The 25578-nt window shown below is 48.3% G+C and carries 28 protein-coding genes and 2 pseudogenes; 28 read left to right on the top strand and 2 right to left on the bottom strand.

What is annotated here, in order from left to right:
- The 18 genes and pseudogenes from ACGCCZ_RS04745 (at position 1) to hisE (ending at position 16057) form a co-directional block, all read left to right on the top strand.
- Positions 1-657 carry a site-2 protease family protein gene (locus ACGCCZ_RS04745; RefSeq protein WP_411655424.1) on the top strand — a complete coding sequence of 219 codons (657 nt, stop codon included), beginning with the start codon at positions 1-3 and terminating at the stop codon, positions 655-657.
- Positions 654-1079: a site-2 protease family protein gene (locus ACGCCZ_RS04740; RefSeq protein WP_411655423.1), complete on the top strand. Its 426-nt coding sequence runs from the start codon at positions 654-656 to the stop codon at positions 1077-1079. Before ACGCCZ_RS04745 ends, ACGCCZ_RS04740 begins: the two co-directional genes overlap by 4 nt.
- The gene (gene ispG / locus ACGCCZ_RS04735) at positions 1076-2122 is read left to right on the top strand and encodes a flavodoxin-dependent (E)-4-hydroxy-3-methylbut-2-enyl-diphosphate synthase (RefSeq protein ID WP_054324079.1); all 1047 of its coding nucleotides are present in this window, start codon (positions 1076-1078) and stop codon (positions 2120-2122) included. Before ACGCCZ_RS04740 ends, ispG begins: the two co-directional genes overlap by 4 nt.
- Before the next feature lie 201 nt (positions 2123-2323).
- Positions 2324-6679: a PolC-type DNA polymerase III gene (locus ACGCCZ_RS04730; RefSeq protein ID WP_411655422.1), complete on the top strand. Its 4356-nt coding sequence runs from the start codon at positions 2324-2326 to the stop codon at positions 6677-6679.
- 21 nt (positions 6680-6700) lie between these two features.
- A complete protein-coding gene (locus ACGCCZ_RS04725; protein ID WP_054324078.1) occupies positions 6701-7189 on the top strand; it encodes a gamma carbonic anhydrase family protein in 489 nt (162 codons plus the stop codon).
- Positions 7190-7213: 24 nt separating this feature from the next.
- Positions 7214-8053: a toll/interleukin-1 receptor domain-containing protein gene (locus ACGCCZ_RS04720; RefSeq protein WP_411655447.1), complete on the top strand. Its 840-nt coding sequence runs from the start codon at positions 7214-7216 to the stop codon at positions 8051-8053.
- Positions 8028-8792 carry a tetratricopeptide repeat protein gene (locus ACGCCZ_RS04715; RefSeq protein WP_411655421.1) on the top strand — a complete coding sequence of 255 codons (765 nt, stop codon included), beginning with the start codon at positions 8028-8030 and terminating at the stop codon, positions 8790-8792. Before ACGCCZ_RS04720 ends, ACGCCZ_RS04715 begins: the two co-directional genes overlap by 26 nt.
- Before the next feature lie 32 nt (positions 8793-8824).
- Positions 8825-9088: a hypothetical protein gene (locus tag ACGCCZ_RS04710; RefSeq protein ID WP_411655420.1), complete on the top strand. Its 264-nt coding sequence runs from the start codon at positions 8825-8827 to the stop codon at positions 9086-9088.
- A gap of 37 nt (positions 9089-9125) precedes the next feature.
- Positions 9126-9512: an HAD-IA family hydrolase gene (locus ACGCCZ_RS04705; protein WP_411655419.1), complete on the top strand. Its 387-nt coding sequence runs from the start codon at positions 9126-9128 to the stop codon at positions 9510-9512.
- 168 nt (positions 9513-9680) lie between these two features.
- Entirely contained in the window at positions 9681-10889 is a 1209-nt protein-coding gene (gene hisZ / locus ACGCCZ_RS04700; RefSeq protein ID WP_411655418.1) for an ATP phosphoribosyltransferase regulatory subunit, read from the top strand.
- Complete coding sequence (hisG, locus tag ACGCCZ_RS04695; RefSeq protein WP_411655417.1) at positions 10886-11518, top strand: ATP phosphoribosyltransferase; 633 nt, start codon at positions 10886-10888, stop codon at positions 11516-11518. The genes hisZ and hisG overlap by 4 nt, the downstream gene beginning before the upstream one ends.
- A gap of 14 nt (positions 11519-11532) precedes the next feature.
- Positions 11533-12834, top strand: a complete 1302-nt coding sequence (hisD, locus tag ACGCCZ_RS04690) for a histidinol dehydrogenase (protein WP_411655416.1) — start codon at positions 11533-11535, stop codon at positions 12832-12834.
- A 29-nt stretch (positions 12835-12863) separates the two neighbouring features.
- Complete coding sequence (locus ACGCCZ_RS04685; protein WP_411655415.1) at positions 12864-13172, top strand: hypothetical protein; 309 nt, start codon at positions 12864-12866, stop codon at positions 13170-13172.
- Entirely contained in the window at positions 13121-13930 is an 810-nt protein-coding gene (locus ACGCCZ_RS04680; protein ID WP_411655414.1) for a pyridoxal phosphate-dependent aminotransferase, read from the top strand. The genes ACGCCZ_RS04685 and ACGCCZ_RS04680 overlap by 52 nt, the downstream gene beginning before the upstream one ends.
- A 43-nt stretch (positions 13931-13973) precedes the next feature.
- Positions 13974-14548: pseudogene (hisB, locus tag ACGCCZ_RS04675) on the top strand (imidazoleglycerol-phosphate dehydratase HisB).
- Between the two features lie 69 nt (positions 14549-14617).
- Entirely contained in the window at positions 14618-15346 is a 729-nt protein-coding gene (gene hisA, locus ACGCCZ_RS04670) for a 1-(5-phosphoribosyl)-5-[(5-phosphoribosylamino)methylideneamino]imidazole-4-carboxamide isomerase (protein WP_054324072.1), read from the top strand.
- Complete coding sequence (hisI, locus tag ACGCCZ_RS04665) at positions 15343-15705, top strand: phosphoribosyl-AMP cyclohydrolase (protein WP_411655413.1); 363 nt, start codon at positions 15343-15345, stop codon at positions 15703-15705. Before hisA ends, hisI begins: the two co-directional genes overlap by 4 nt.
- A gap of 25 nt (positions 15706-15730) precedes the next feature.
- Positions 15731-16057 (top strand): phosphoribosyl-ATP diphosphatase, encoded by a 327-nt coding sequence (gene hisE / locus ACGCCZ_RS04660; RefSeq protein WP_054324070.1) that lies wholly within the window; start codon positions 15731-15733, stop codon positions 16055-16057.
- Positions 16058-16884: 827 nt separating this feature from the next.
- Here the strand turns inward: hisE and ACGCCZ_RS04655 are convergent.
- Complete coding sequence (locus ACGCCZ_RS04655) at positions 16885-17622, bottom strand: ImmA/IrrE family metallo-endopeptidase (protein ID WP_054324068.1); 738 nt, start codon at positions 17620-17622, stop codon at positions 16885-16887.
- Positions 17619-17957 (bottom strand): helix-turn-helix domain-containing protein, encoded by a 339-nt coding sequence (locus tag ACGCCZ_RS04650; protein ID WP_054324067.1) that lies wholly within the window; start codon positions 17955-17957, stop codon positions 17619-17621. The genes ACGCCZ_RS04655 and ACGCCZ_RS04650 overlap by 4 nt, the downstream gene beginning before the upstream one ends.
- A gap of 329 nt (positions 17958-18286) precedes the next feature.
- Here ACGCCZ_RS04650 and rpsU point away from each other — a divergent pair, with 329 nt between their 5' ends.
- The 10 genes and pseudogenes from rpsU (at position 18287) to ACGCCZ_RS04600 (ending at position 25385) form a co-directional block, all read left to right on the top strand.
- The gene (rpsU, locus tag ACGCCZ_RS04645) at positions 18287-18463 is read left to right on the top strand and encodes a 30S ribosomal protein S21 (protein WP_054324066.1); all 177 of its coding nucleotides are present in this window, start codon (positions 18287-18289) and stop codon (positions 18461-18463) included.
- Positions 18464-18568: 105 nt separating this feature from the next.
- Positions 18569-19084 (top strand): YqeG family HAD IIIA-type phosphatase, encoded by a 516-nt coding sequence (locus tag ACGCCZ_RS04640; RefSeq protein WP_054324065.1) that lies wholly within the window; start codon positions 18569-18571, stop codon positions 19082-19084.
- Positions 19081-19512, top strand: coding sequence for a type II 3-dehydroquinate dehydratase (gene aroQ / locus ACGCCZ_RS04635; RefSeq protein WP_054324064.1), 432 nt, complete (start codon positions 19081-19083; stop codon positions 19510-19512). The genes ACGCCZ_RS04640 and aroQ overlap by 4 nt, the downstream gene beginning before the upstream one ends.
- Positions 19513-19602: 90 nt before the next feature.
- A pseudogene (efp, locus tag ACGCCZ_RS04630) lies at positions 19603-20161 on the top strand (elongation factor P).
- A gap of 128 nt (positions 20162-20289) precedes the next feature.
- The gene (locus ACGCCZ_RS04625) at positions 20290-20709 is read left to right on the top strand and encodes a CD1247 N-terminal domain-containing protein (protein ID WP_054324063.1); all 420 of its coding nucleotides are present in this window, start codon (positions 20290-20292) and stop codon (positions 20707-20709) included.
- A gap of 132 nt (positions 20710-20841) precedes the next feature.
- Positions 20842-21882: an ABC transporter substrate-binding protein gene (locus tag ACGCCZ_RS04620; protein ID WP_411655412.1), complete on the top strand. Its 1041-nt coding sequence runs from the start codon at positions 20842-20844 to the stop codon at positions 21880-21882.
- 86 nt (positions 21883-21968) lie between these two features.
- The gene (locus tag ACGCCZ_RS04615; protein ID WP_411655411.1) at positions 21969-22673 is read left to right on the top strand and encodes an ABC transporter permease; all 705 of its coding nucleotides are present in this window, start codon (positions 21969-21971) and stop codon (positions 22671-22673) included.
- A gap of 9 nt (positions 22674-22682) precedes the next feature.
- Positions 22683-23135, top strand: a complete 453-nt coding sequence (locus ACGCCZ_RS04610) for an ABC transporter ATP-binding protein (RefSeq protein ID WP_411655410.1) — start codon at positions 22683-22685, stop codon at positions 23133-23135.
- A gap of 13 nt (positions 23136-23148) precedes the next feature.
- A complete protein-coding gene (locus tag ACGCCZ_RS04605; RefSeq protein ID WP_411655409.1) occupies positions 23149-23313 on the top strand; it encodes a hypothetical protein in 165 nt (54 codons plus the stop codon).
- Between the two features lie 179 nt (positions 23314-23492).
- Positions 23493-25385 (top strand): nucleoside-diphosphate sugar epimerase/dehydratase, encoded by a 1893-nt coding sequence (locus ACGCCZ_RS04600; RefSeq protein ID WP_054324060.1) that lies wholly within the window; start codon positions 23493-23495, stop codon positions 25383-25385.
- The last annotated feature ends 193 nt before the right edge of the window (positions 25386-25578 follow it).

Here is a 25578-nt window from a genome sequence, read left to right as displayed (position 1 = left end):
GTGATTGTTATCGTACAGGTTTTATTGGTCATTATCGCAGTTCTGCTCTTTGGCTTTATCATTTTTATCCATGAATTTGGCCATTTCATGACAGCAAAATTAAGTGGAATACGGGTCAATGAATTTGCAATTGGCATGGGACCCACATTGTTCCGCTTTCAAAAAGGGGAAACGACCTATGCTCTTCGGTTGTTGCCCATCGGCGGTTTTTGTGCTATGGAAGGGGAAGATGAGGACAGCGACGACGAGGGTGCTTTTAATAATAAGCCGGTTTGGAAACGAATTCTTGTAGTTGTTATGGGTGCGGTGATGAATATCATCCTAGGTTTGGCTTTGATGATGATTCTGCTTGTACAGCAGCCGGCTTTTAGCTCTACGACTATTGGAGAATTTCAAGAGGGTGCAGCGACCCAGGCTGCTGGATTGCAGGTCGGTGATACGTTCACAAAGGTGGATGGCTACAAGGTTACGACGGACCGCGATTTGAGCTTTGCCCTTGCAACAGCAAATCCGGATGCTGTAGAAATTGAGGTGCTGCGCGACGGTCAGACGTTGACTTTTTCAGATGTGAAGTTCCATACAAAGGACAATGATGGAACAAAAGTCTTGATGTTGGACTTTTATGTGAACCCTATTCCAAAGAATGTGGGACTTTGATTACAAAGTCTTTTCAAGATACGGTTTCCACTGTGCGCATGGTGTGGTATAGCCTTGCTGGGTTGGTGACCGGTAAATTTGGCTTGAACGACATGGCGGGGCCAGTCGGCGCGGCAAGCGCTATTGGAGAAGTTGCTTCGCAAGGATTGCAGCAGAGCTTTGGAACAGCCATCAACAATATTTTATATATGATGATGATTATCACGGTCAATTTGGGCGTAGTGAATCTGCTTCCTTTCCCGGCGTTGGATGGAGGCAGGTTGGTATTTCTCCTGGTGGAAGCCGTGCGCCGTAAGCCGGTCAATCCAAAGTATGAAGGTTGGGTAAACGCTGCGGGATTTGTCCTTTTGATGTGCCTAATGGTGGTTATTACCTTTAGCGACATCCTGCGGCTTGTGACAGGAAAGGGGATTGGCGCATGAGACGGCAGTCCAAGCAGGTATTTGCAGGAGCGGTAGCCATCGGAGGTGGGGCGCCGGTCAGTATACAGTCCATGCTAAATATTCCCGCCTCGGACATAGATGGAAACGTGCGGCAAGCGATGGAGCTGGAACGCGCTGGATGTGAAATTCTGCGCGTTTCCATCCCAGACCGGCAGGCTGTTTCCCTGATACCGGCGATCAAAAAAGCGATTGGGATTCCATTGGTAGCGGATATACATTTTGATTACCGGCTCGCCCTGGAGTCCGCAGCCGCGGGAATTGACAAAATACGTATCAATCCTGGAAACATCGGGGGAAGCGATCATGTTAGAGCGGTAGCGCAAGCCTGCCGCGAAAGGGGAATTCCAATACGCATTGGTGTAAACTCCGGTTCTGTCGAAAAGGAGATTTTAGCAAAATACGGTGCCCCGACTCCAGACGCTCTGGTGGAGAGCGCGCTTTATCATGCCTCTCTATTGGAGCGCTTTGACTTTACAGACATTGTTCTGTCGATCAAGTCCTCCGATGTGGATACGATGATTCGGGCGTATGAGCTCTGTGCAGAGAAATGCAGGTATCCGCTTCATTTGGGAGTGACAGAGGCGGGCACAGAACGAATGGGATTGGTAAAATCTTCGATCGGGATCGGTTCCCTCCTGCAGCGCGGGATTGGAGATACCATCCGCGTATCTTTGACAGCGAATCCGGTAAAGGAAATTGCCGCCGGTATGGACATCCTGAAGGCGTTGAATTTGCGCCAAGAAGGGATTCAGTTCGTTTCCTGTCCCACCTGCGGCCGAACCAAAATTGATCTGATTGCTATTGCAGATGAGGTGGAACGACGTTTAGCACATTGCAAAAAGCCGATTAAGGTTGCGGTGATGGGCTGTGTGGTCAATGGACCGGGGGAAGCCCGTGAAGCGGACATCGGGATTGCCGGTGGTGATGGCGTAGGGCTGCTCTTTAAAAAGGGAGAAATTGTTCGCAAGGTCCCAGAGGACAAGCTGGTAGATGAGCTTGTTCGAGAAGTAGAAGCTCTTTGAAATTTGTGAAATGGTTGGGGGATTTTTCTGTCGTTCGATGGAGATATATGCGTCCCTTTTGTTGCGACTTTGTTTGTAAAAACATCCCCTTTATCAAATGGAAAATATCCGAAACAGGGAAAGGGTGTCCGTTGCGCTGCCCAAAAAGTGCATGGTTCAATACTTGTATATGTATTTTCGATCTTCGGAGGATGTTGGAACTTGAAAACTTTTGGTGAATTCTTTGGCCCTTACATAGAGCTCTCTGGATATCCGGAGAGTATGCATCGCGGTGAACTGACTGGTTTGCAAATTGATACGCGCAATCGCGTGTTGACGGCGAAGGTGGCGTTTCCAGCACTTGTAGACCGCAATACGCTGTTTCGAGCAGAAAAAGAGATCTCCCGTTGTAAAACCTTGCAACTTCATCGGGCGGTGCTGGACCCGCAGTTCCCGAGAGAGAGTTTTACGGTGGACTATTATCCAAATCTGGTTCAGGAATTAAAACGGCGTGATGCCAGTATCAATGGAACATTGAATCAGTCCTCCGCACGCTTAGAGGGGGGCCGGTTTATCGTAACGCTTAGCCACGGAGGCGGAAATTTGCTGCTTTCCCGGCATGCGGATCGAATGCTTTCCGAGATCATTCGAGAAGAGTTTGGCGTTTCGGTCCAGGTGGAGTTCGATGGAACCTTAACACTTGATAGCGACAGCGTAGTCTACATAGAAAAGCAGAAAAAGCAGGAGGAAACGGTGCGCCGCGAGGCGGTGGTGCAGGAGATGGAAGCATATGAGCAAAGTATGGAGAAGGCTTCTTCTCCCACAAAAAAGAATAAAAGCATCAGTGTTCGAACCCAAGAGACGATGTTGCCTACCATTTTGATCGATACAGCGAAGGCTTTGTATGGGCATCCTGTCAAGGCCAAGCCTATGCCAATCAGCCGGATTACGCCGGATATTGGCAGCGTTACCATTTGGGGAGAGATCTTTTCGGTGGATTCAAAATTGACGCGCGATCAAAATCGAAAGATCTACTCGATCAATCTTACTGATTATACGGGCTCGATCACTTTGAAGATGATTGAGCTGACTACCCAATGTAAAATGCTGGATACGCTGAAAAAAGGGATGTCAGTCATTGTGCGCGGCGATGTGGAATATGACAAATATGACCATGAGATCGTTTTGCGGCCCAAAGGGCTATCTACTGTAGAACAACTTAAAATTGTAGATGATGCTCCTGAAAAGCGTGTGGAACTGCATTTGCACACCAATATGTCCAGTATGGATGGCGTGAGTTCTGCGGAGGACTTGATTAATCGCGCCTATGAATGGGGCCAGCCTGCCATTGCGATTACAGACCATGGCGTTGCACAGGCATTCCCAGACGCGATGAATGCTTTGGAGCGAATTACCGGAAAGGGCGGAAAATTTAAGGTGATCTACGGCGTTGAGTCGTATTTCATCAACGACATGGTTCCAGCGGTCACAGGCAATTCCGAAAACACGCTGGATGACGAATTCATCTCCTTTGATATTGAGACAACTGGTTTAAGCCCTAATAAGGAGCGAATCACAGAAATAGGTGCGGTACGCATTCGCAACGGTGAAGTGGTGGACAGTTTTGACACGTTTGTCAATCCACAGATGCCTATTCCGCCCAAGATCACAGAATTGACAGGGATCACGGATGAGATGGTGAAGGACGCTCCTTTGGAAAAGGAAGCGCTGGAACAGTTTTATGCTTTTTGTGGGAAGGATGCGGTTCTGCTTGCACACAATGCAGAATTTGATACTTCCTTTATTCGGATTGCTTCGGAACGCTGTGGGCTGGGGTTCCCTTATGCCTATATTGATACGCTCCCCATGTGTCGGGCAATGCTCAAGGATTTAAAAAATCACAAGCTGGATACGGTGGCAAAGCATTTGAAATTGGACCCATTTAACCATCACCGCGCTTGTGATGATGCAGCCGTACTGGCTAAGATCTTTATTGTCCTGATGACTCGCCTAAAAGAGGATACCGGAGCAAAGACAGTTAAGGATATTAATACCTCATTGGCCGGGGGCGACCCAAAGAAGATGCGCCCTTATCATCAGATTATTTTGGTAAAAAATCAGACAGGTTTGAAGAATCTATATAAATTGATTTCTTTTTCCCATCTCGACTATTTCTTTAAAAAGCCGCGTATTCCCAAGAGCGTATTGACCAAATACCGTGAGGGGTTGCTCATAGGTAGCGCTTGCGAGGCTGGTGAACTGTACCGTGCAATCTTCAATGGGCAGCCTTGGAATACGCTGTGTGACATTGCCGGATTTTACGACTATTTAGAAATCCAGCCGTTGGGAAACAATTTGTTTATGGTACGCAATGGCGACGTGCCGAACGAAGAGACATTGCGTGAATTTAACCGTACCATTGTCAAGTTGGGAGAAAAGCTCAACAAGCCTGTGGTTGCCACCTGCGACGTACACTTTCTAGACCCCAAAGACGGGGATTACCGCAAAATATTGATGGCTGGACAGGGGTTCGACGACGCCGATCATCAGGCGCCACTTTATATGCGCACCACAGCGGAAATGTTGGAAGAATTCGCCTATCTTGGCAAAGAAAAAGCCTATGAGGTGGTTGTCACCAATACCCAGAAGATTGCCGATATGGTGGAGCAGGTGCGCCCCATTCCAGAAGGGGTATTCCCGCCTTTCATTGATGGCGCAGAAGAACAGCTGAATGAAATCTGCTGGAAGCGAGCGAAAGAAGTCTATGGAGATCCGCTCCCGAAGATTGTCCAGGATCGTTTGGACCGGAAGCTTGGGTCGATCAACAAACACGGTTTCTCGGTATTGTACATGACTGCACAAAAATTGGTGGCCGACTCCGAGGCCCACGGATATCTCGTCGGTTCACGTGGTTCGGTTGGTTCATCCTTCGTCGCCAGTATGTCCGGTATCTCGGAAGTCAACCCCCTTTGCCCGCATTATATTTGTCCAAACTGTAAAAATAGTGAGTTTATCACGGACGGAAGTTACGGGTCCGGCTTTGACCTCCCACCCAAAAAATGCCCTAAGTGCGGAACGGATTATAACCGGGACGGCCATACCATTCCCTTTGAAACCTTCCTTGGCTTTGACGGCGACAAGACGCCGGATATCGACTTGAATTTTTCTGGCGAATACCAATCCGGCGCACATCGGTATACGGAGACCCTGTTTGGTAAGGATCACGTTTTTAAAGCCGGTACGATTGCAACGGTTGCGGATAAGACAGCCATTGGATTTGTAAAAAAGTATGCGGAAGAACATAATACGGTGTTGCATCGTGCGGAGGAACAACGCTTGGCGATCGGCTGTACAGGTATCAAGCGGACGACTGGACAGCATCCTGGCGGCATGGTCGTTGTCCCCAAGGGACACGACATCTTTGAGTTTTGCCCTGTTCAGCACCCGGCAAACGATCAGAATTCTGACAACATAACGACACATTTCGATTTCCATTCCATCCACGACACGATCTGTAAGTTGGATGAGCTTGGGCACGACGTCCCGACCATCTATCATTATTTGGAAGAATACACGGGAATTCCTGTGATGTCTGTGTCCATGAGTGACCCGGAAGTCATGTCGCTGTTTGAATCGCCAAAAGCCCTGGGCGTCACAGCAGAGGACATCGATTGCCAGACCGGGACGTTTTCTCTTCCTGAATTGGGGACGCCGTTTGTCCGGCAGATGTTGGTAGATGCAAAACCAAAGACTTTTTCCGATCTATTGCAGATTTCCGGTCTGTCGCATGGTACGGACGTGTGGTTAGGCAATGCGCAGGATCTCATCAAGAAGGGAACCTGTACCATTTCAGAAGTCATCGGTACGCGTGACAGCATTATGACCTATCTCCTGCACAAGGGGCTGGAGCCCAAAATGGCGTTTAAAATTATGGAGATTGTGCGTAAGGGGAAGGCCCCAAAGCTCTTGACAGACGAGCACAAGCAGGCCATGCGGGATCATGACGTGCCGGAATGGTATATTGAATCCTGTTTAAAAATCAAGTATATGTTCCCAAAGGCGCATGCGGCAGCTTATATGATTTCGGCCTTGCGGCTTGGATGGTATAAAGTACACCGGCCGGTGGAGTATTACGCCGCCTATTTTAGTGTACGCGGGGAAGACTTCGATGGCGCGACTGTGATTCAGGGGCGTGAAGCGGTGCGCCGCCGTATGAATGAAATCAGCATGAAGGGAAAAGAGGCGAGCGCCAAAGAGGAAGCGGCCTATTCCACCTTTCAGATTGCGAATGAGATGCTGGCGCGTGGTATTGAGGTGCTTCCTGTGGACCTTTACCAGTCGGATGCGAAAAAGTATCAGGTGGAAGATGGAAAAATCCGCCTACCGTTTTCCTCGTTGGCTGGTGTTGGAGAGGCAGCTGCAACAGCTTTGGCAGAAGCTCGTGAGACAGGAGGGCCATACATTTCCATCGATGACCTACAGACTCGAGCAAAGGTGACGAAAGCGGTCATCGAGATGTTAGCGCAGGCAGGCGCTTTAAAAGATCTGCCGGCGAGTTCCCAGATGACATTGTTCTGATATAAAAATGAGGCGAAACAGATGAGACAAAAGCAAAGGATTGCACCTACGGCTCGGATCGCACGCGGCGCTGTTCTTGTGGGAGATATCTCCCTCGGCGAGAAGAGCTCTGTATGGTACAATGCGGTGGCGCGTGCGGATAACGCGCCGATTCAGATCGGCGCGCGCTCAAATATTCAGGATTGTTGCGTACTGCATGTGGACGAAGGCCACCCAATTCGAATTGGAGACGGCGTAACCGTAGGCCATGGAGCCATTCTGCACGGTTGTACCATTGATGATAATTCCCTAGTTGGAATGGGAGCGGTGGTACTCAATGGAGCGCATATCGGTAAAAATTGTATCATAGGAGCTTCTGCTCTGGTGACCCAGGGGATGCAGATACCGGATGGTTCCCTGGTGATGGGGGTGCCTGCAAGGGTGTGCCGCCCTCTCTCAGAGGCGGAGATTGAAAGTAACCGCCATGCGGCGGAAGAATATACCCGCGCCATGGAATGCATGGACGGATAGGAACAATAAGGGGTGGCATAGTGGCTGAAAAACCAGATCTTTTTCAGCCATGCGAGTGCGGATAAAGAATTGGTGGAACGTGTGATCGACTTTTTCGTTTCATCGATGGACATTCATAGGCAGGAAATCTTTTGCACATCTATGAAAGGGACTTTGCCCCCTGGAAAACCGTTTATCCCCAGCATACAAAGGGCAATTACAGGCTGCAACGCAGTTGTCATCCTTCTCACACAAGCATATTTGGAAAGTCCATTTTGTTTAGCAGAATCAGGAGCAGCTTGGGCACTGAACCAAGAAATCTACCCTTTGACCGTGTCGCCAATCACGTACAAAGATTTGGAACGAACGCCCTTACAGGGAATTCAATGTCTGGATCTTCAATCCAAAGATGATCTCGAAATCTTATATGACCGCTGGGCCAAATGCGGGATTGCGTCCAGGAATTTCGGTGTGTTTCAGAAGGGATTAAACCAGTTTTTGTCCGATAGTCCTATGGATGTAGGTATATCAAGAGATAAAAAGGGAAAGGTGGAGCCGTCCCAGGGATTAAAGCGTTACATCGAGACATTGGAAATGAAAGCAAAACGGGGGGATTTGCAGTCCCAGTTCCTTTTGGGCTACATGTATTCCGAAGGGATTCTTGTCCCATTGGATGAGAGAAAAGGAATCGACTATTTACGAGAGGCTGCCGGTCAGAACGAGCCGGCGGCACAGTACCGCTTGTCTAGTTTGTATTACAAGGGGATTGCCGGGCGGCAGGATTTTGATAAAGCCTTTGAATGGGAAGAGAAAGCGGCTCAAAATGGATATGTTCCAGCGATGGAAGGTTCTGGCGTGGTTGTACAGAACGGGGTTAGGCTGTAAACGTGATTTAAAAGAAGCCGAGCGCTGGTATGAGCGAGCAATCGAAAATGGATATTCGAGTGCTTACCGGCCTTTGGCGGAAGTATGCGAGCTGCTTTTGCAATTTGATGATGCGGTAGGATGGTGGGAAAAAGCCGCAGAGCGGAATGATTCCTATGCTTGTTATCGGTTGGCAAAGCTTTATAAAGAGGGGTACGGGGAACATCCCCCGGATTATTTGAAAGTCGCGGAGTGGTTCCGAAGAGCATCCGAGCCAGAGTTTAACCAAATTGAGGCGCAATTTGAATTAGGTCAAATGTATTATTTGGGATATGGCTTTGTAAAGAGAGATTTTAAAGAAGCATTGCGATGGTTTCAAAAGGCAGCAGAAGCTGGACAAGTGGATTCGCAATACAATACAGCCTATCTCTATCAATATGGCTTGGGTGTAGAATCGAACCTAGAAACAGCCATTCGATGGTATGAACGGGCAGCCCGGCATGGACATGCGCTGTCCCAAGTCGATGTGGCAAATCTTTATGCCAGCCAGCGTACCGCTTGGGGATATGAACGTGCAAAGTTTTGGTATGAGCATGCTTGCAGCCAAAACTGCTTTGAAGCATATCGAAAGCTGGGCGACCTGTACTATTGGGGCTTGGGGTGCGAGGTTGACCGGGCAAAAGCCGTGTGTTATTATCGAAAAGCCGCGGAACAGGGCGATATACTTTCGAAAATCAAATTGGATGAGCCGGTTGACTAAAGGTAATTACAAAAAAGATAGGAGAGTGTGAGTTGGGTAACTACACGACGCTGTTGCTGGATGTGGATGGCACACTGCTGGACTTTGAAGAGGCGGAGCGTGTTGCCTTGGAGGTAACTTTTCGCCGTCATGGCTATCCGCTGGATCACTCGATCAAAAAGATGTACCATAGTATCAACCGCACGCTTTGGAAACAATTTGAGCGTGGAGAAATCTCCCGGGAACAAGTCATCTATAGCCGGTTTGTCGATCTGATTCCAAGCGGCCGGTATCGAAGGAGACGGCCGTACATTTGAGGATGAATACCAGGAAGAATTAGGGCGTGGGGCGTTCTTGATTCCTGGCGCGAAGGAGATTTGCGCCTATTGCGCACAATTCTGTGATCTGTATATTGTGACCAATGGGGTATCACGCACGCAATACAGCCGTCTGCGCGACTCTGGACTGGATCGCTTTATGAAAGGGATTTTTGTCTCTGAGGATGCAGGGTATCAGAAGCCGATGAAGGAATACTTTGATTATATATTTGCACGCATTCCCGGATTCTCCCCGAAGAAAACGCTGATTGTCGGCGATTCATTGAGCTCTGATATTCAGGGTGGAAACAATGCCGGAATCGATACCTGTTGGTATTGCCCGAAGGGTGGAGAGATTCCTGCGGGGGTCCGGGTAAATTATACGATCCACCGCCTGGATGCTCTGAAGGATTTGATTGGATGAAGGCCTGCATAAAGCAGGCCTGTTTTTTAGGAATGGCCTCTGAGGTTTCCTTCTGGAAAGATGTTGTAAAAAGGTTGACACAGTTGATTTGCTATGATATTATATTACCACGCTAAAGCGAGGCGCGAAATGCTTTGCTCCAATTTGAATCAGAAACGGTAGGTTTTTATGAAGAAATACAATAAGATCACGCCAGAAGGGACAAAGGATTTGCTCTTTGAAGAATGTCTAGCGCGGCGCTACGTAGAGCAAACATTGTCCCAGGTCTTTTCGTCCCGTGGCTTCAACGAAGTGGTTACGCCGGGGTTGGAGTTTTACGACGTATTTGATCCGGATTTCTCGGGTATTAGCCAGGAGACCATGTATAAGATGAGCGACCGGCATGGCCGTTTGATGGTGATGCGGCCGGATTCTACGATTCCAATCGCACGTCTGACCGCCACTCGATTGCAGAAATTGCCGAAACCAGTGCGTCTGTATTATAATCAAAAAATTTATCGCAGCAATCCGGGCCTGACGGGCCGAAATAACGAGGCAACACAGACCGGTATTGAGCTGTTGGGCGCACCGGGGCGCCGGGCAGATTTGGAAGTGATTGTCACTGCGGTAGAAGCGCTGAGCCGTTGCGTGCCGAATTTCCGCTTAGAGTTGGGACACGCGGGGTTCTTCCGGGCCTTGGCTGCACAGCTGCCCATCAATGATGACTTGCGGGAAGATATCCGCAGTACAATTGAATCCAAGAACTATGCGGCGTTGAATACAATTTTGGATAAATTGGGAAACGGTTGTTCGGTTGATGCGATGCGCCGTTTGCCGCGGTTGTTTGGCGGCGAAGAGGTCTTTGCACAGGCTGCACCACTCTGTAGCGATGATGCGTCTAGTAAGACGCTGGCTTATCTACATGAGTTGTACCGCGCGTTGGTAGACCTAGGCCTCGGCGACCGCATGATTGTAGACTTGGGGCTGGTACAGCGCAATGACTATTATACAGATATTATTTTTAGCGCCTATGTGGAAAATGTAGGCGATGCCGTTCTGTTAGGGGGGCGCTATGACAACCTTTTGGCGCAGTTTGACGCACCGATGCCTGCAGTCGGATTTGGAATCAACGTGGATGTGCTGGCGGAATTGTTGCTCAAGCAGGGCCGGATTCAGGCGCCGCCTCCAGTGGAGATTTTGGTACACAGCGACGAAGGATATGAGATCAAGGCGTTGCAGTATGCATCCCGTTTGGCAGGGGAGGGGCGTAAATGTGAAAGTTCCGTGTTTGAGACGAGGAAAGAAGCGCTCGATTATGCGAAGATGCGTGGGATTCGCCGGGTTGACTGTGTGTGTGACACGGTAGAAACCATCGATATCGTAGAGGAGACAGTATGAAACCATTAAGAATCGCCCTGACCAAGGGCAGGCTTGAAAAAGACACCATAGCCCTGTTGGAACGCATTGGCTACGACTGTGGTGCAGTACACAATAAGGGACGAAAATTGATTTTGCCAGTGGGAAACAGCTTGGAAGTGGTTCTTGCAAAGGCGGCAGACGTCATTACCTATGTAGAGCACGGCGTATGTGATCTGGGAGTGGTGGGAAAAGACACCATTATGGAAAATGGCACCAGCTTTTATGAGGTGCTGGACCTAGGTTTTGGACGCTGCAAATTTGCGTTGGCTGCACCGAAAGGCAGCGATTTTTTCAGCGGTTATACCAGCCGCACCATTGCTACCAAGTACCCCAACGTTGCGCGCAATTACTTTGAAAGCAAAGCGATGGATATTCGTTTCATTAAGATTGAAGGCTCGGTGGAACTGGCGCCTCTTTTAGGGCTGTCCGATGCAATTGTCGACATTGTAGAAACCGGCACAACGCTAAAAGAGAATGGTTTGGAAGTCGTGGACACCATCTGTGATATTTCAGCTCGACTGATTGTGAACACTGCAAGCCTAAAATTGCGCAAGGCGGAAATTGAAGGACTAGTTGCGCAAATGGAACAGGTAAAGGAATATCAGTAAGGAGGACGGAAACGTTGATCCAGTATGTGAAGGAAGGCGGGGCGTTTGGCCGCGCTTTTATCGAACAATTGAAGGAACGCAGCGCAAACTCCGGTAAAAAAGTGGACGATGCTGTTGCAGAAATCATAGCAACTGTACGCCGTGACGGGGATGCAGCTGTGCGCATGTATACAGAACGATTTGACGGAAGCGCGCCAGAAAAACTGGTGATTGAGCAGGCGGATATGCGGGAATTGGTCCGGGCATGCGATCCGGCCTTTGTGGCGGCGTTGGAGCGGGCGGCAGATAATATCCGGGATTTCCATGTACGGCAAAAGCAACAGAGCTGGTTGCAAACGGAGTCCAATGGAGTCATCATGGGCCAACGTGTGCGCGGTCTGGCTCGCGTGGGGTTGTATGTACCCGGTGGAACGGCCGCTTATCCGTCCTCTGTACTCATGAATGCGATTCCCGCCAAAATCGCCGGAGTACGGGAGCTGGTGATGGTAACTCCGCCAGGGAAAGACGGAAAGCCTAACCCAGATATTATGGCTGCCGCCTTAGTTGCCGGCGTGGACCGTGTATTCTTGGTAGGCGGCGCACAGGCAGTTGCTGCTCTGGCATTTGGCACAGAGAGCATTCCGAAGGTGGATAAGATTGTCGGCCCGGGGAATATTTTTGTGGCTACTGCTAAGCGCCAGCTCTATGGGACCGTGGACATCGATATGATCGCCGGTCCAAGCGAAATTTTGATTCTTGCGGACGATACAGCGTATCCAGAGTTCTTGGCAGCTGATCTGATGTCCCAAGCAGAACACGACCCCTTGGCTTCTTCAATTTTGCTGACGACTTCGGAGCGCATCGCGGAGGAGACGATTGCGGCTATTTACCGTCAAATAGAGCGCCTATCCCGAAAGGAGATCATTCAGCAATCTCTTGACAACTTTGGGGCGGTGATGTTGTGTGGCGATATGGAGGAAGCAGTTGCATTTGCAAATGAACTGGCGCCAGAGCATTTGGAGGTTTGTGCCGCCAATCCGATGGAATTCATTGGGAAGATTGATAACGCGGGATCGGTATTCCTTGGAAACTGGTCGCCGGAACCGCTGGGCGACTACTTTGCCGGACCCAACCATGTACTTCCCACCAGTGGGACAGCGCGATTTTTCTCGCCGCTTTCCGTGGACAGCTTTGTCAAGAAATCCAGTTTTATCTATTATACAGAGGATGCTTTGATGCAGGCCAAAGAGGATGTTATCAAGTTGGCTGAGACAGAAGGCCTGACCGCGCATGCCAATTCCATCCGTGTGCGCAGTAATCGCGTGTCGTCTGATTGATGTGCGTGAATAAGAACGGAGGGACGACAATGCCGTATATGCTCAACAACAAATTAAAGGATCTGCAACCGTATGATCCGATTGCAGGGAATTATTCCATCCGTCTGGATGCCAATGAATCCTTTTTAGAGTTGCCTATGGAACTTTTGGAAAAAGCGCAGTACTCCATGGCAGATGTAGCGTTCAATCGGTATCCCGACCCATATGCCACCGAACTTTGTGAGAGCTTTGGGGCTTACTATGGCGTGGACCCAGCACTTGTGACAGCGGGCAATGGTTCAGACGAATGGTTGTTTATCATTGCTACATCATTCCTGATGCGGGGGACAAACTCTTGACCGTGGAGCCGGATTTCTCCATGTATCGCTTTTATGGTTCCTTGGCAGAGGCGGAAAGCGTCGTTTATAAGAAAAAAGAGGATTTGTCCATCGATGTAGATGATTTGATCGTCCAAGTTCGTGAAAGCGGCGCGAAAGTCGTTTTGTTTTCCAATCCTTGCAATCCGACTTCCCTGGGATTGCGCCGGGAAGAGGTGCGAAAGCTGATTACCTCCGTTTCTGCGCTTGTCGTATTGGATGAAGCGTACATGGACTTTTGGGATCAATCTCTTTTGGGGGAAGTTGCACAGTACGACAATTTGATTATCCTGCGGACATGTTCCAAGGCGTTTGGTATGGCTGCGATCCGCCTTGGATTTGCTGTTGCAAACCCGACGCTGACGCGGACATTGCGTGCAGTGAAGTCGCCCTACAATGTGAATGCCATTACGCAAAAAATGGGCGCTTTGGTCATGCGCTCTCCAGAATTGCTCCACCGTGCACTGGATGAGATCATCCTGTCTCGTAAGGCATTACAAGCTGGCTTAAAAGATCTGGAAACGAGGTATCCTGAACAGATGCACGTCTATGACAGCTACACCAATTTTGTGTTGGTGAGGATGCCGCGGGCGAAAGAAATCTTCGAAGGACTTCTATCTAAGGGAATTGCCGTGCGTTTTATGGGCGATACGCTCAGAATTACTGCAGGCAGCGAAGAAGAAAATGCGCAATTGTTAAAAAATTTAGAATCTCTTGTTTCATCCTCCACAAATCCATAAAAATGGTGTAAAATAAATTGGATTCAAAAAGCGAGGTACAGCTATGAGAACCGCACAGGAAACTCGGAAGACAAAAGAAACGGATGTTGCAGTATCGCTTTCACTGGATGGCGGCACTGTGGATATTTCGACCGGAATCGGTTTCTTCGATCATATGTTGCATGCTTTTGCCGTACATGGCGGGTTTGGATTACAGGTCAAAACTATAGGAGATCTGTACGTGGATGGGCATCACACCGTGGAGGACACTGGAATCGTCTTGGGAAAGGCGTTTGCACAGGCCTTTGGAGATCGGTCCGGTATTGCACGTTTTGGTAGCTTTTATGTGCCAATGGATGAGGCGTTGGCCTTTGCAGCGGTCGATGTCAGTGGAAGGCCGTTTCTGGCTTTTCGAGCAAACTTTTCGCAGGAGCGTACAGGAGAATATGACTTGTGCCTGACAGAAGAATTCATGCGTGCGTTTGCTACCAATGCTGGTATAACCCTGCATGTCCGTTTGGAGTATGGCGCCAATGCGCACCACGAAGCGGAGGCTATCTTTAAGGCGGTCGCACATGCTCTCCGGCTTGCAGCCACCCAAACCGGGAAGGAGTTCTTTCAACCAAAGGTTCTCTGTGACGTTCGGTCTGTGACTCCTTTTTGTAACGGAATCTTATGGAAATACGGAATAGGAGGTAGGCAAGAAGTATGGTTATTCTGCCTGCAATTGACATCAAAGATGGTAAATGTGTTCGCTTGGTACAGGGGAAGTACGACTCCGCTTATACCGTTGCGGAGAGTGCAGCGGATACGGCCAAAGCCTTTGAAGCGATGGGTGCGACGTGGCTCCACATGGTGGATTTGGACGGTGCGAAAGATGCTGTTCCAGTCAATACGGACCTGATCTTTGAAGTATTGAAGCAGTGCAACTTGAAGGTTGAGTTGGGCGGCGGAATCCGTAACATGGAGACGATTGATTATTATATGGAGCATGGAATCTCCCGTGTCATTTTAGGTTCTGCTGCATTGAACAATCCTGCACTTGTCAAGGAAGCTGTTTCAAAATATGGGGATAAAATTGCCGTCGGCATTGACGCGATCGACGGAAATGTTGCAGCGGAAGGCTGGACGCAGACCTCCACAGTGAATTATATTGATTTGGCGAAGCACATGGAAGATGTCGGAGTAAAGTATATTATTTTCACCGATATTTCTCGTGATGGAATGATGGATGGCCCCAATTTTACAATGCTGGACAAGCTCAACCGGTCGGTTTCCTGTAAGGTGATTGCCAGCGGTGGGGTCAGTAGTTTGACGGATATTGTGGTACTCACGGCATTGAAGTTGCACGGTGCGATTTGTGGCCGTGCGCTGTACACCCGTGACCTCAGCCTGCGCCAGGCGGTTGACCTTTGTAAAGGAGTCAAGGAGGCATGACGGAAGCGATGAATCGAATCGATGATGCCTTTATCGAGCGCTTCTTCCAGAAAGCAGATCTTCTGCCTGCAATTATACAGGAAGCCGGTACAAATGAAGTGCTGATGCTCGCCTATATGAACCGGGAATCCATGAAAAAAACCCTTGAGACAGGATATACCTGGTTTTACAGCCGTTCCAGACAAGAGCTTTGGAATAAAGGGGCAACTTCCGGCCATTTACAGAAGGTAATCTGTATTCATGGGGATTGCGACGATGATACGTTGTTAGTACAGGTAGAACAGACAGGACCAGCTTGCCACACCGGCGCGCATAGTTGTTTTTTTCATAAGATTTGGCAGAGAGAAGCACCAATCTGAAGACATGTAGAAGGGATGAGTGGTTATGAACGACACCTTCAAAAATTTATATGAAACTGTTTTGAGCCGTAGGGATAGCCATACAGAGGGCTCTTATACCTGTTATCTTTTTGAGCAGGGTTTGGATAAAATCCTGAAGAAATGCGGAGAAGAGTGCAGCGAGGTTATCATCGCGGCGAAAAACGGCGAGAATCGTGAAACTGTGATGGAGATCTCAGATCTGCTCTATCACTTGACTGTTTTGATGGTACAATCCGGCATTTCCATGGAGGAAGTGGAGGCTGAATTGGACAAGCGCAGCAACAAGACCGGTAATTTGAAGAAATTCCATACAGTGGATAAAAATAGTTAAAGGTAAAAAGCCATAAAAGAGTCCAGCAGAACATTTTCTGCTGGACTCTTGTTTGTACCTCGAAACTCCCGGGCAGAGCCGGTGGAAAAGCCTTGTAAAAAGGCTTTCGCTTGAAGCATTGGGCGAAGTAAGCCGTTGGCAACAATCTTTGTTGACAGAAAGTTGCCGCGAGAACGGTGATGCCCGTTTACGGGCTACGGGGCAAGTGATGCAAGCGGGAGAATGTAGCTCCATGCCTTTTGAGACGCTTGCCGGTAATAGGTGCTGATAGGACCCTTTTAAACCACCGGACTAGCCGGTGGTTATGACTACAAATCCCTTTGATACGTTGCAGATAGATCCAATAAAATGATTTTAGACGCATAGGAATGGCAATCGTAGGAAACCATCTACGGCCGCTACAGTTATATACATAATATACTTGCGCCCAAAATGAAAAGTAGGATTCCTAAGATAAACGAACAGATCCATCGAACAGCCTCATGCTGGAAAACTCGTATACCTTTTTGAGCCAAGTTCTGTAGGATTACATAAATTACAGCGATTAGAACCATGCCAATTGCAGCTCCAATCGCTCTGGCCAGAACGATTTGCAACATTTTTGTGCCCACCCCTGGAATTAAAAAGCAGTTGAACGCCTTGAATCACATGCCAGAGTTTGAGTGACATGATACCGGAATATAGCCTGCCTTTTGGTGATCCAATTTCTATGATTGCATCTATGTTGGATTTGTAAATGTGCATTCCTCGGAATCAGGATACCTTTAGCAGATAATCCCACGAGGGGATCGTCTTGCATCCGAAACGAAGAGAAGCAATATGGCCTTTTAACGGCGATCGTATGCTATATCGATGGAATGAAAGTCCAGCATGCGCCTATGAATGCGGCGAAGCCGGTCGGATTCCTGCGCCAGACACTCGGCTTCCAGATCATTGAGCGATTTTATGTGGAGCCCGGACTCGCGCTGCTTGGCGGAAGAAAGAATACGGACTTCCTCGTACGGGATTCCAGAGAGATATTGCGTGATCTCGTATTTGAGACTCTCAAAACGGAAGGTGACCACAGCTTCCGTGATGCGAAAATTCTCTGCCAATTCCCCTTTAAAGCGTAGATAGTCTTTCCATGTATGTAGTGCTGGATACCGTTCCCGAACAAGGGGGAGGAGAACACGTGCGGGGAGAAGAAGTTCGGCGGCCCCTTCATTCGCCTGCCACTCCAAAAAACGGTCCTGATTGGGGCGCGCTTTTTCAAAGCAGTTGAACGACTTAGCCGGGCCATCGCGATGGAGCGTGATATGAATCAATTCATGGCCACAGGTAAAATTATTTTCACGCCAGGATAGATTTCCATTGAGAAGGATAATGTCCGGACCGCCGTCGGTGGAGAGACAGGAAACTCCCTTAAGGCCGGGGGTTTTGAAAGGAGGAAATCCCAGGGCAAGGTTCGGGAGTGCTTCACATAGCGAGATCATGTCCAATGGTTGATCCGACTCCGGAATGTTTAGGCGTTTGCGCAATGCACAGACCGCCCGATAGAGCTCCGCTTTTGTGCAGTGCCGGTTCATTTCTGTGCGTGTCTCCTTTTTAGCTTCTTGATCATGTCAATGGCCAAACGGATGTCATCCGGGTCAATATCATTTTCTTGCGCTTCGCGTGCGAAATTAAAGTACACATTGCTGAGTTTCCCTTCTTGGGGAGGGACCTCCCAACCGATCAGGTAATCCGGTGTGACTTGAAGGACTTCTGCCAATCGGGCAACTTTATCTGCACTCAGGCTTGCAATTTCGCCGCGTTCCCAACGGGAAACGGTGGCGGCACTGACACCTACCGCTTGGGCGACTTTTTCCAGAGTAAGTCCTTGATGGATTCTCCGGTTCTTAGCGCGATCCTTCCACTCCATGCAACCCCCTCCTTATGAACGAAATTTGCAGATGAGCATTTTGCCACGATCGTGGAAAAACGTACATTTGTTTTTTATTATGGCACAGCTTTTGCTTTTTTGCAATCATTATTCTGATTTTTTGGAGGTTTTGTATTGCTTTCTTTGCCAATTTATGTAATAATATAAAACGTTGGATAAAAGGGAGGATACATATTCTCTTTCGAAGTGGAGTTTTTTGAGAGTTTGTTCGGAAAGACTTGACAGAGCTGAAAAGTGTATGTATAATAACTTTTATGTAATTGAGTTACTATTAACCCCTGCCTTTCGGCGGATGGGAGGGAAAATAAATGGCTGAAATCAGAATTAAGGACAATGAGTCCCTGGAAAGCGCGCTCAGAAGATTCAAGAAGCAGTGTGCAAGAGCGGGTGTCATTGCTGAAGTTCGCAAGAGAGAAGCTTATGAGAAGCCTTCTGTCAGGCGGAAGAAGAAGTCCGAAGCGGCCCGTAAGCGTAAGTACAGATAACGTTTACAGGAATGAATTTCACAAAAAGCGGGCTTAAAGCCCGCTTTTTTAACGTTTTAAGAAAGCGTCCGCCAGACGCTTTCAATCCAATACGGGAGGTGCCCGATGGCGTTGCTTTTGCCCACAATAGCAGTAGAGAATTTGCTGGATGTCACACCGGCTATGCTGACCGCATTGGAGGTGGACACCATCCTTCTGGATGTGGACAATACGTTGGCTTATCACGGTTCTCAGGAGCCTTTTCCGGGAACGGTTGAGTGGTCGCATGAGATGCGCCGCCAGGGATTTCGCGTGATGATTCTATCAAACAATTTTGCGAAACGGGTGGCCCCGTTTGCAGCGAAGTATGATCTGCCGTTCTTATCCTTTTCGATCAAGCCATTTCCGATTGCGTATCTTCGCGCAATTCGCAAACTAGGGGCTAAAAGGGAAAAGACGGTTGTGATCGGTGACCAGGTGTTTACGGATGTGGTGGGGGCCAATCTCTCACGAATGAAATCGGTTTTACTCACCCCACGTGGAGCAGAAAAGGGCTTTTCTATCCGTATTCGCCGTGCATTGGAGAAGCCGGTCCGCAGGCGGCTTGCCCAGCGACAGGGGAAAAAGGGGGGAGACGTATGAAACGAGTTTTGGTGATTCTAGGTCCGAACCTCAATATGGTAGGCGTCCGAGAAAAGGGCGTCTATGGCGATGAGACAGCAGAAAGTATCAATCTACAGATTTTGGAGCATGCAAAAAAGCTGGGATATACGTGCGACATCTTTCAGTCCAACCACGAAGGTGACATCATTGATAAAATTCATGCCAGTCGGGGAAACTACGATGGAGTGGTGCTGAATGCTGGCGCATTGACCCACTACAGTTATGCGTTGCACGACGCGATTTCCTGTGTGCGCATTCCGTTTGTGGAAACACATATGTCCAATATCCATGCACGGGAAGAATTCCGGCATAAATCTGTTATTGCGGATGTATGCGCAGGTCAGATTTGCGGTTTTGGCAAATACAGCTATTTTTTGGCATTGGATGCCCTCAAGAATCTGATGTGAGATTCGCGTATTGTGAAAAATTTGTCTTGAAAAATGGCAGGAAATATTATACACTAAAGGATAGTAAATTAGTTATTGGAGGATACGGTCATGATATCTGCAGGAGATTTTAGAAATGGCGTGACTTTTGAAATGGATGGCAACGTTGTTTCCATCATCGAGTTTCAGCACGTGAAACCCGGCAAAGGCGCTGCTTTCGTCCGCACCAAAATTCGTAACGTCATTACAGGCGCCGTTACAGAAAAGACGTTCAACCCGAACGACAAATATCCAACCGCTTTCGTAGAGCGCAAGGACATGCAGTATCTGTACAATGATGGAGACCTGTATTATTTTATGGATTCTGAGACCTTTGAGCAGATTCCGATCAACAAGAGCGTTTTGGGCGACAACTTTAAGTTTGTCAAAGAGAACATGGATTGCAAGGTTCTCTCCTATAAGGGGAATGTGTTTGGTGTAGAACCGCCGAACTTTGTCGAACTCGAAGTGGTCAAGACGAGATCCGGGCTTTAAGGGCGACACCGCAACCAATGCTACCAAGCCGGCTACCTTGGAGACAGGCGCGGAAATCAAAGTCCCGCTTTTCATCAATGAGGGAGAGACAATCCGTATTGATACCCGTACAGGTGAATATATGGAGCGCGCATAACGCACAATACATTGGGATTCTTTTGAAGGAAGTGTCGTTTTCGGTGCTTCCTTGCCTACGTTTTTGCTTTTGGCCGCTTAAAGCGGTGGGAAGAATTGATTTGAATGAAATTAAAGGAGGCACAAGTCATGACGAACACTGAGAAAGTTGCGTACATCCGTGGTTTGGCAGAGGGCCTAGAGCTCGACGACAACAAGAAAGAGGTCAAGGTTCTGAACGCGATCATCGAATTACTGGACGATATGGCAATGTCCCTGTCCGACCTGGAGGACGGCTATAATGATATGGCCGATCAGCTCGATGCGGTTGACGAGGACTTGGGCTCGCTGGAAGATGACTTTTATGGAGACGAAGAGGACGATGAGGATGAGGACGAGTGCTATTATGAAGTGACTTGCCCGAATTGTCATGAGACGATCTGCCTCTCCGAGGACATTATTGAGGATGGTCAGATGGACTGCCCGAATTGTGGCGAGACGCTGGAGTTCGACATCGATGAGTGCGATGAGGACAGTTGCGGCTGTGGCTGCGAAAGTTGCAGTGAATAATTTTTAGAGCTTCGGACGAGAGGGCACCGTATCTGCTTGGGCGGATACGGTGCTTTTTCCAATATCATCTTTCTTGCAAAGCTTTTGCAAAAAAATAAAAGAGTTTTTATGAAGCAAAAGGAGGAATTTGCCATGAATTTCATGAAACGTTTGACAGCGATGGCGCTTTCATTGTGTATGTTGGGGGCGGTTTTGACTGGATGTGGCTCACAGCCGGAGGAGGCCAGCAGTCAAGCGCCGGAGAGTGTGCCAGCGTCTTCATCGAAGGGTTCAGAAGATCCTTCCAGTTCTCCGAAAGAAACGATCACAATCAAAATTGCCGCGCAAAAGGGACCGACCGGACTTGGTATGGTTAAGTTGATGCAGGACAGCGAAGAAGGTTCCACAGTAAATACTTATGACGTGACGATTGCCTCTTCCCCGGATGCAGCGGTTTCTATGATTTCCAGTGGAGAAGCGGATGTTGCGGCACTGCCCACCAATACAGCTGCAATTCTTTACAATAAGACGTCTGGGAATGTTCAGCTTGCTGCTCTCAATACATTGGGCGTACTCTATATTGTGACGAATGGAGAAGACATCAGCAGCATAGAGGATCTAAAAGGAAAGACGGTTTATTCTTCGGGTCAGGGTGCCACTCCGGAATATGCTTTTAACTATATTCTGACTGAGAATGGTTTGACTCCCGGGACAGATGTAACCGTAGAATATAAGGCAGATCACAGTGAATTGGCAGCAAGCATCCTGTCCGGTGATGCAAAGATCGCAGTGTTGCCAGAGCCCTTTGTCACACAGGTGACGGCAAAAGATCCGAATGTCCAAGTCGCTTTAAATCTCACCGATGAATGGAATAAAGTTGCAGGGGACAAGAGCGTGTTGACCATGGGATGTCTGGTAGTGCGTAAGGACTTTGCGGAACAGAATAAGGAGGCCTTTGACGCCTTCCTGGATGAATATAAAGAATCGGTTGATTTTACAAATAATCACGTCGATGAGGCGGCAGAACTTTCTGAAAAATATGACATCATGCCAGCAGCAGTTGCAGAAAAGGCCATTCCAAACTGCAATATTGTTTACATGGATGGAGAGGAAATGCAGAAAAAAATGCCAGACTTCCTGAATATTCTGTTCACAGCCAATCCAAAGTCCGTTTGGAGGAGAGTTGCCGGGTGAAGATTTCTACTATATCAAATAAGGCGGCCTCATCCCAGAGCCGTATAGCAATATGCATGCGGAAAGTGTTGGTAGCTTTATTTTGGTTGATTCTCTGGCAGATTTTATATTTGGTTGTCAAACAGGAGATACTGATTGTATCTCCTGTTCGCGCATCACAGCGGCTTTTGGAGTTGGCAGGGGAAGGGGAGTTTTGGCTCACAGCGATGTATTCCATGCTGCGAATTGTTTCCGGATTTCTATTGGGCGTAGGAATTGGAACTCTTTTGGCAGCCTTGACGTCAATGTCGCGCTTCCTGTACGACCTTTTCCATCCGATTGTCAGTATTATAAAAGCAACCCCAGTGGCTTCTTTTATATTGCTTGCTTTGGTTTGGATTGAATCCCCTTACGTGCCGGTCTTTACATCTTTTCTGATGGTATTGCCCGTTGTATGGGGGAATGTATCCAATGGAATTGCAAAAACCGATCGGAATCTTTTGCAGATGGCAGCGGTCTACCGTTTTCATACAATGAAAACCATCCGTCGAATCTATCTGCCGTCCGTCATGCCTTATTTTACGGCTGCCTGTACGACCGGCATGGGGCTGTCTTGGAAGGCGGGCGTTGCCGCAGAGGTCTTGGCCAACACGAAACACTCCATCGGCGGCAATATCTATAATGCAAAGATCTATATTGAAACGGCCGACCTCTTCGCATGGACTGCAGTTGTTATCGTCATTAGCGTTGTACTGGAAAAGCTGATGGTGAAGCTGATGAAAGCCGTTGGAAAAAAATACAATCTTTCGTGAGGAACCTACATGAATGTTACCATACAAAATGCCTGTAAGGCGTATGAAGGGCGGGCAATATTGGATCAGTTTGATTTAGAATTTCCTCAAAAGGGTACAATTTGCCTATTAGGTCCTTCGGGGTGCGGAAAAACAACTCTGCTAAATTGTATTGCAGGTTTGGAGATGTTGGATTCTGGCGCTGTTTTGGGGATAGAGGATCGTAAAATCGCATACATGTTCCAAGAAGACCGTTTATTACCTTGGATTAGCGCACGTGAAAATGTGGAAGTTATATTAAACCATCCACATATAAAAACAGCCGAACGATGGTTAGAAGCCGTTGGATTGAAGGATGATATGGAAAAGCGTCCAGCGGAATTGAGCGGTGGGATGCGTCAACGTGTGGCGCTTGCCCGAGCGTTGGCATTTGGTGGGGAGATCTTTCTATTGGACGAGCCGTTCCGAGCTTTGGATTCATAAGACGCGCCTGCGGATGCAGACTCTGCTTCAAAAGCACACACAGGAGGCCCTCAAAATTCTGGTGACACACGATTTGGAGGAGGCACGTTCTTTGGCAGATCAGATTCTCTATTTGGAAGGACCACCCTTGCGTGTCGTACATTCGGAAATACAAGGGGCTCAACGCAAGAATGCCTGATATTGGCTCCATTTTTGTAGCGATTTGGAAGAAGATGTTCCTTTTATGGGAAATCTATGCTATAATCGAAAACAGACCCTTTTGTAAAAGGATGCCAAAGACCGCGTCCTGGTAGTTGCCAGGTCGATAAGGATGCGGCGCTTCAGCGCTGTGGATCATGATACTGTGGGGGAATGGTAATGAGACAAAAGAGGGCGAATATATGGTCGGCCCTGCCGCAGGTGTTTTTTGACATTGTTTGGGTGTATTTCAGCTATTGGATTGCTTTAATGCTCCGGTTCGATGGGAAAGTGCCCTGGTGGGAATTTGAGTATTTTCAAATTCAAATTCCGTGGGCGACTGGTATCTGTCTGATTGTGTTTTTTCTGTGTCGATTCTATACAACGATGTGGCAATTTGCCAGCCTTGATGAATTGATTCAGATTTTTTTTGGAGTATCCATCTCGAGCGTTTTAATTGCTGCGATGGGTTTCACCATGGCAGATCCTGTGTTTCATACAAATCGTTTGCCGATTCCCGTATATTTGATGGGGTGGGCATTGATGTTCCTGTTTGTCGGCGGTTCTCGGTTTGCCATTCGATTGTGGCACCGGCGGAAGCGCCGCCTGTCCCAGCAGGATAGCGAAGAGTTCCATCGGGTTATGGTGGTTGGGGCCGGTGAGATGGGGTCTATGGTCATAAAGGATATGAAATCCGCCCCAGAGAGCAAGGGAATTCCAGTTGTAGCAATCGACGATGATAAAAGCAAGCGAGGGACCCGCATCCACGGCGTAAAAGTGGTGGGTGGCCGGGAAAGCATTCCGCGGATGGCTGGCCGTTATAACGTCGATCAAATCGTTCTGGCCATTGCCTCGGCCAAGCGGGAAGACCGTCAGGATATTTTGAGCATCTGTGCGAAAACCGGGTGCAAATTAAAAACGATTCCTGCGTTGTATGAGATGATCGAGGGGGATATGGAGCATCCCGCAGTGCGCGATGTAGATATTTTAGACTTGCTGGGGCGCGATGAGGTCAACCTCAATGTGGAGGAAATCAGCGGTTATTTGAAGAATAAAACGGTATTGGTTACAGGAGGCGGCGGATCGATTGGTTCGGAATTGTGCCGTCAGATTGCACACTTCCATCCCAAGCGCCTGATTATATTTGATATTTATGAAAATAATGCCTACGATCTTCAGAACGAACTCTTAATGAAATTTCCAAATTTGAATTTGGAGGTTTTGATCGGTTCTGTACGTGACCGGGCACGTGTTGAGCATATATTTGAAGTATGCCGGCCCGATGTGGTTTTCCATGCTGCTGCGCACAAGCATGTCCCGTTGATGGAACTGAGCCCAGGCGAGGCGGTCAAAAACAATGTCTTTGGTACGCTCAATGTTGCTCAGGCTTGCGATCAATACGGAGTGAAACGGATGGTCATGATCTCGACGGACAAGGCAGTCAATCCTACCAATATCATGGGAGCGACCAAACGTATCTGTGAACTGATTATTCAATATTGCAGCCGCCACAGCCAGAATACAGACTATATGGCCGTGCGATTTGGCAATGTTTTGGGAAGCAACGGCAGCGTTATTCCGCTGTTTAAGCGGCAAATTGCAGCCGGTGGGCCAGTAACCGTTACACATCCTGATATTATTCGCTATTTTATGACCATCCCGGAAGCGGCGCGGCTGGTCATTCAGGCTGGCGGAATGGCACACGGCGGAGAAATATTCATTCTCGATATGGGAGAGCCAGTCAAGATCGTGGATTTGGCCCGCAACCTGATTCGTTTGTCAGGATTGGAGCCGGATGTGGATATTAAGATTGCGTATACCGGTTTGCGTCCGGGAGAAAAGCTCTATGAGGAGCTTTTGCTGGACAGCGAGGGCGGTTGTCAAAAGACTTCGCATGAATTGATCTACATTGGCAAGCCGATCCCATTTGACGAGGATACCTTCTTAAATGATCTGGAACAATTGCGTGGCGTAGCCGGGGTGGACAATGTAAAAATGATTGAGATTGTACACCGGTTGGTGCCAACTTATACAGGTCATGCAGAGCGCAGCGATGCCTTAGCTGCTGAATAAACATTTTTGTAACAAAACTGAAAGATTTTGGATGCCTCCCTTGTATTGTGTATGTATAGGGGAGGCATTTTTACGGTTATTTCCAGTCGCTGCCGAGTGAATTTTTTCTTGAATTCCCATGCATCATCGCATATAATAGACTTCATGGAACAGAATTCTAAAGTTTATGACTAAAATTTGTTCGGATTCAGAG

The sequence above is a fragment of the Anaeromassilibacillus sp. SJQ-1 genome, assembly GCF_046693725.1.
GTDB lineage: Bacteria > Bacillota > Clostridia > Oscillospirales > Acutalibacteraceae > Anaeromassilibacillus.
This window is presented reverse-complemented; position numbering and strand designations above follow the sequence as displayed.

What these genes read in the sequence shown, in the direction of transcription:
- ACGCCZ_RS04725 (WP_054324078.1), top strand. Translation starts at nt 6,701, where the DNA reads ATGAGACAAAAGCAAAGGATTGCACCTACGGCTCGGATCGCACGCGGC.
- ACGCCZ_RS04685 (WP_411655415.1), top strand. Translation starts at nt 12,864, where the DNA reads ATGCCGTATATGCTCAACAACAAATTAAAGGATCTGCAACCGTATGAT.
- ACGCCZ_RS04640 (WP_054324065.1), top strand. Translation starts at nt 18,569, where the DNA reads ATGGCGTTGCTTTTGCCCACAATAGCAGTAGAGAATTTGCTGGATGTC.
- rpsU (WP_054324066.1), top strand. Translation starts at nt 18,287, where the DNA reads ATGGCTGAAATCAGAATTAAGGACAATGAGTCCCTGGAAAGCGCGCTC.
- aroQ (WP_054324064.1), top strand. Translation starts at nt 19,081, where the DNA reads ATGAAACGAGTTTTGGTGATTCTAGGTCCGAACCTCAATATGGTAGGC.
- hisZ (WP_411655418.1), top strand. Translation starts at nt 9,681, where the DNA reads ATGAAGAAATACAATAAGATCACGCCAGAAGGGACAAAGGATTTGCTC.
- ACGCCZ_RS04680 (WP_411655414.1), top strand. Translation starts at nt 13,121, where the DNA reads ATGGTTGTTTATCATTGCTACATCATTCCTGATGCGGGGGACAAACTC.
- hisG (WP_411655417.1), top strand. Translation starts at nt 10,886, where the DNA reads ATGAAACCATTAAGAATCGCCCTGACCAAGGGCAGGCTTGAAAAAGAC.
- hisI (WP_411655413.1), top strand. Translation starts at nt 15,343, where the DNA reads ATGACGGAAGCGATGAATCGAATCGATGATGCCTTTATCGAGCGCTTC.
- ACGCCZ_RS04655 (WP_054324068.1), bottom strand. Translation starts at nt 17,622, where the DNA reads ATGAACCGGCACTGCACAAAAGCGGAGCTCTATCGGGCGGTCTGTGCA.
- ACGCCZ_RS04625 (WP_054324063.1), top strand. Translation starts at nt 20,290, where the DNA reads ATGACGAACACTGAGAAAGTTGCGTACATCCGTGGTTTGGCAGAGGGC.
- ACGCCZ_RS04620 (WP_411655412.1), top strand. Translation starts at nt 20,842, where the DNA reads ATGAATTTCATGAAACGTTTGACAGCGATGGCGCTTTCATTGTGTATG.
- ACGCCZ_RS04605 (WP_411655409.1), top strand. Translation starts at nt 23,149, where the DNA reads ATGCAGACTCTGCTTCAAAAGCACACACAGGAGGCCCTCAAAATTCTG.
- ispG (WP_054324079.1), top strand. Translation starts at nt 1,076, where the DNA reads ATGAGACGGCAGTCCAAGCAGGTATTTGCAGGAGCGGTAGCCATCGGA.
- ACGCCZ_RS04650 (WP_054324067.1), bottom strand. Translation starts at nt 17,957, where the DNA reads ATGGAGTGGAAGGATCGCGCTAAGAACCGGAGAATCCATCAAGGACTT.
- hisE (WP_054324070.1), top strand. Translation starts at nt 15,731, where the DNA reads ATGAACGACACCTTCAAAAATTTATATGAAACTGTTTTGAGCCGTAGG.
- ACGCCZ_RS04600 (WP_054324060.1), top strand. Translation starts at nt 23,493, where the DNA reads ATGAGACAAAAGAGGGCGAATATATGGTCGGCCCTGCCGCAGGTGTTT.
- ACGCCZ_RS04610 (WP_411655410.1), top strand. Translation starts at nt 22,683, where the DNA reads ATGAATGTTACCATACAAAATGCCTGTAAGGCGTATGAAGGGCGGGCA.
- hisA (WP_054324072.1), top strand. Translation starts at nt 14,618, where the DNA reads ATGGTTATTCTGCCTGCAATTGACATCAAAGATGGTAAATGTGTTCGC.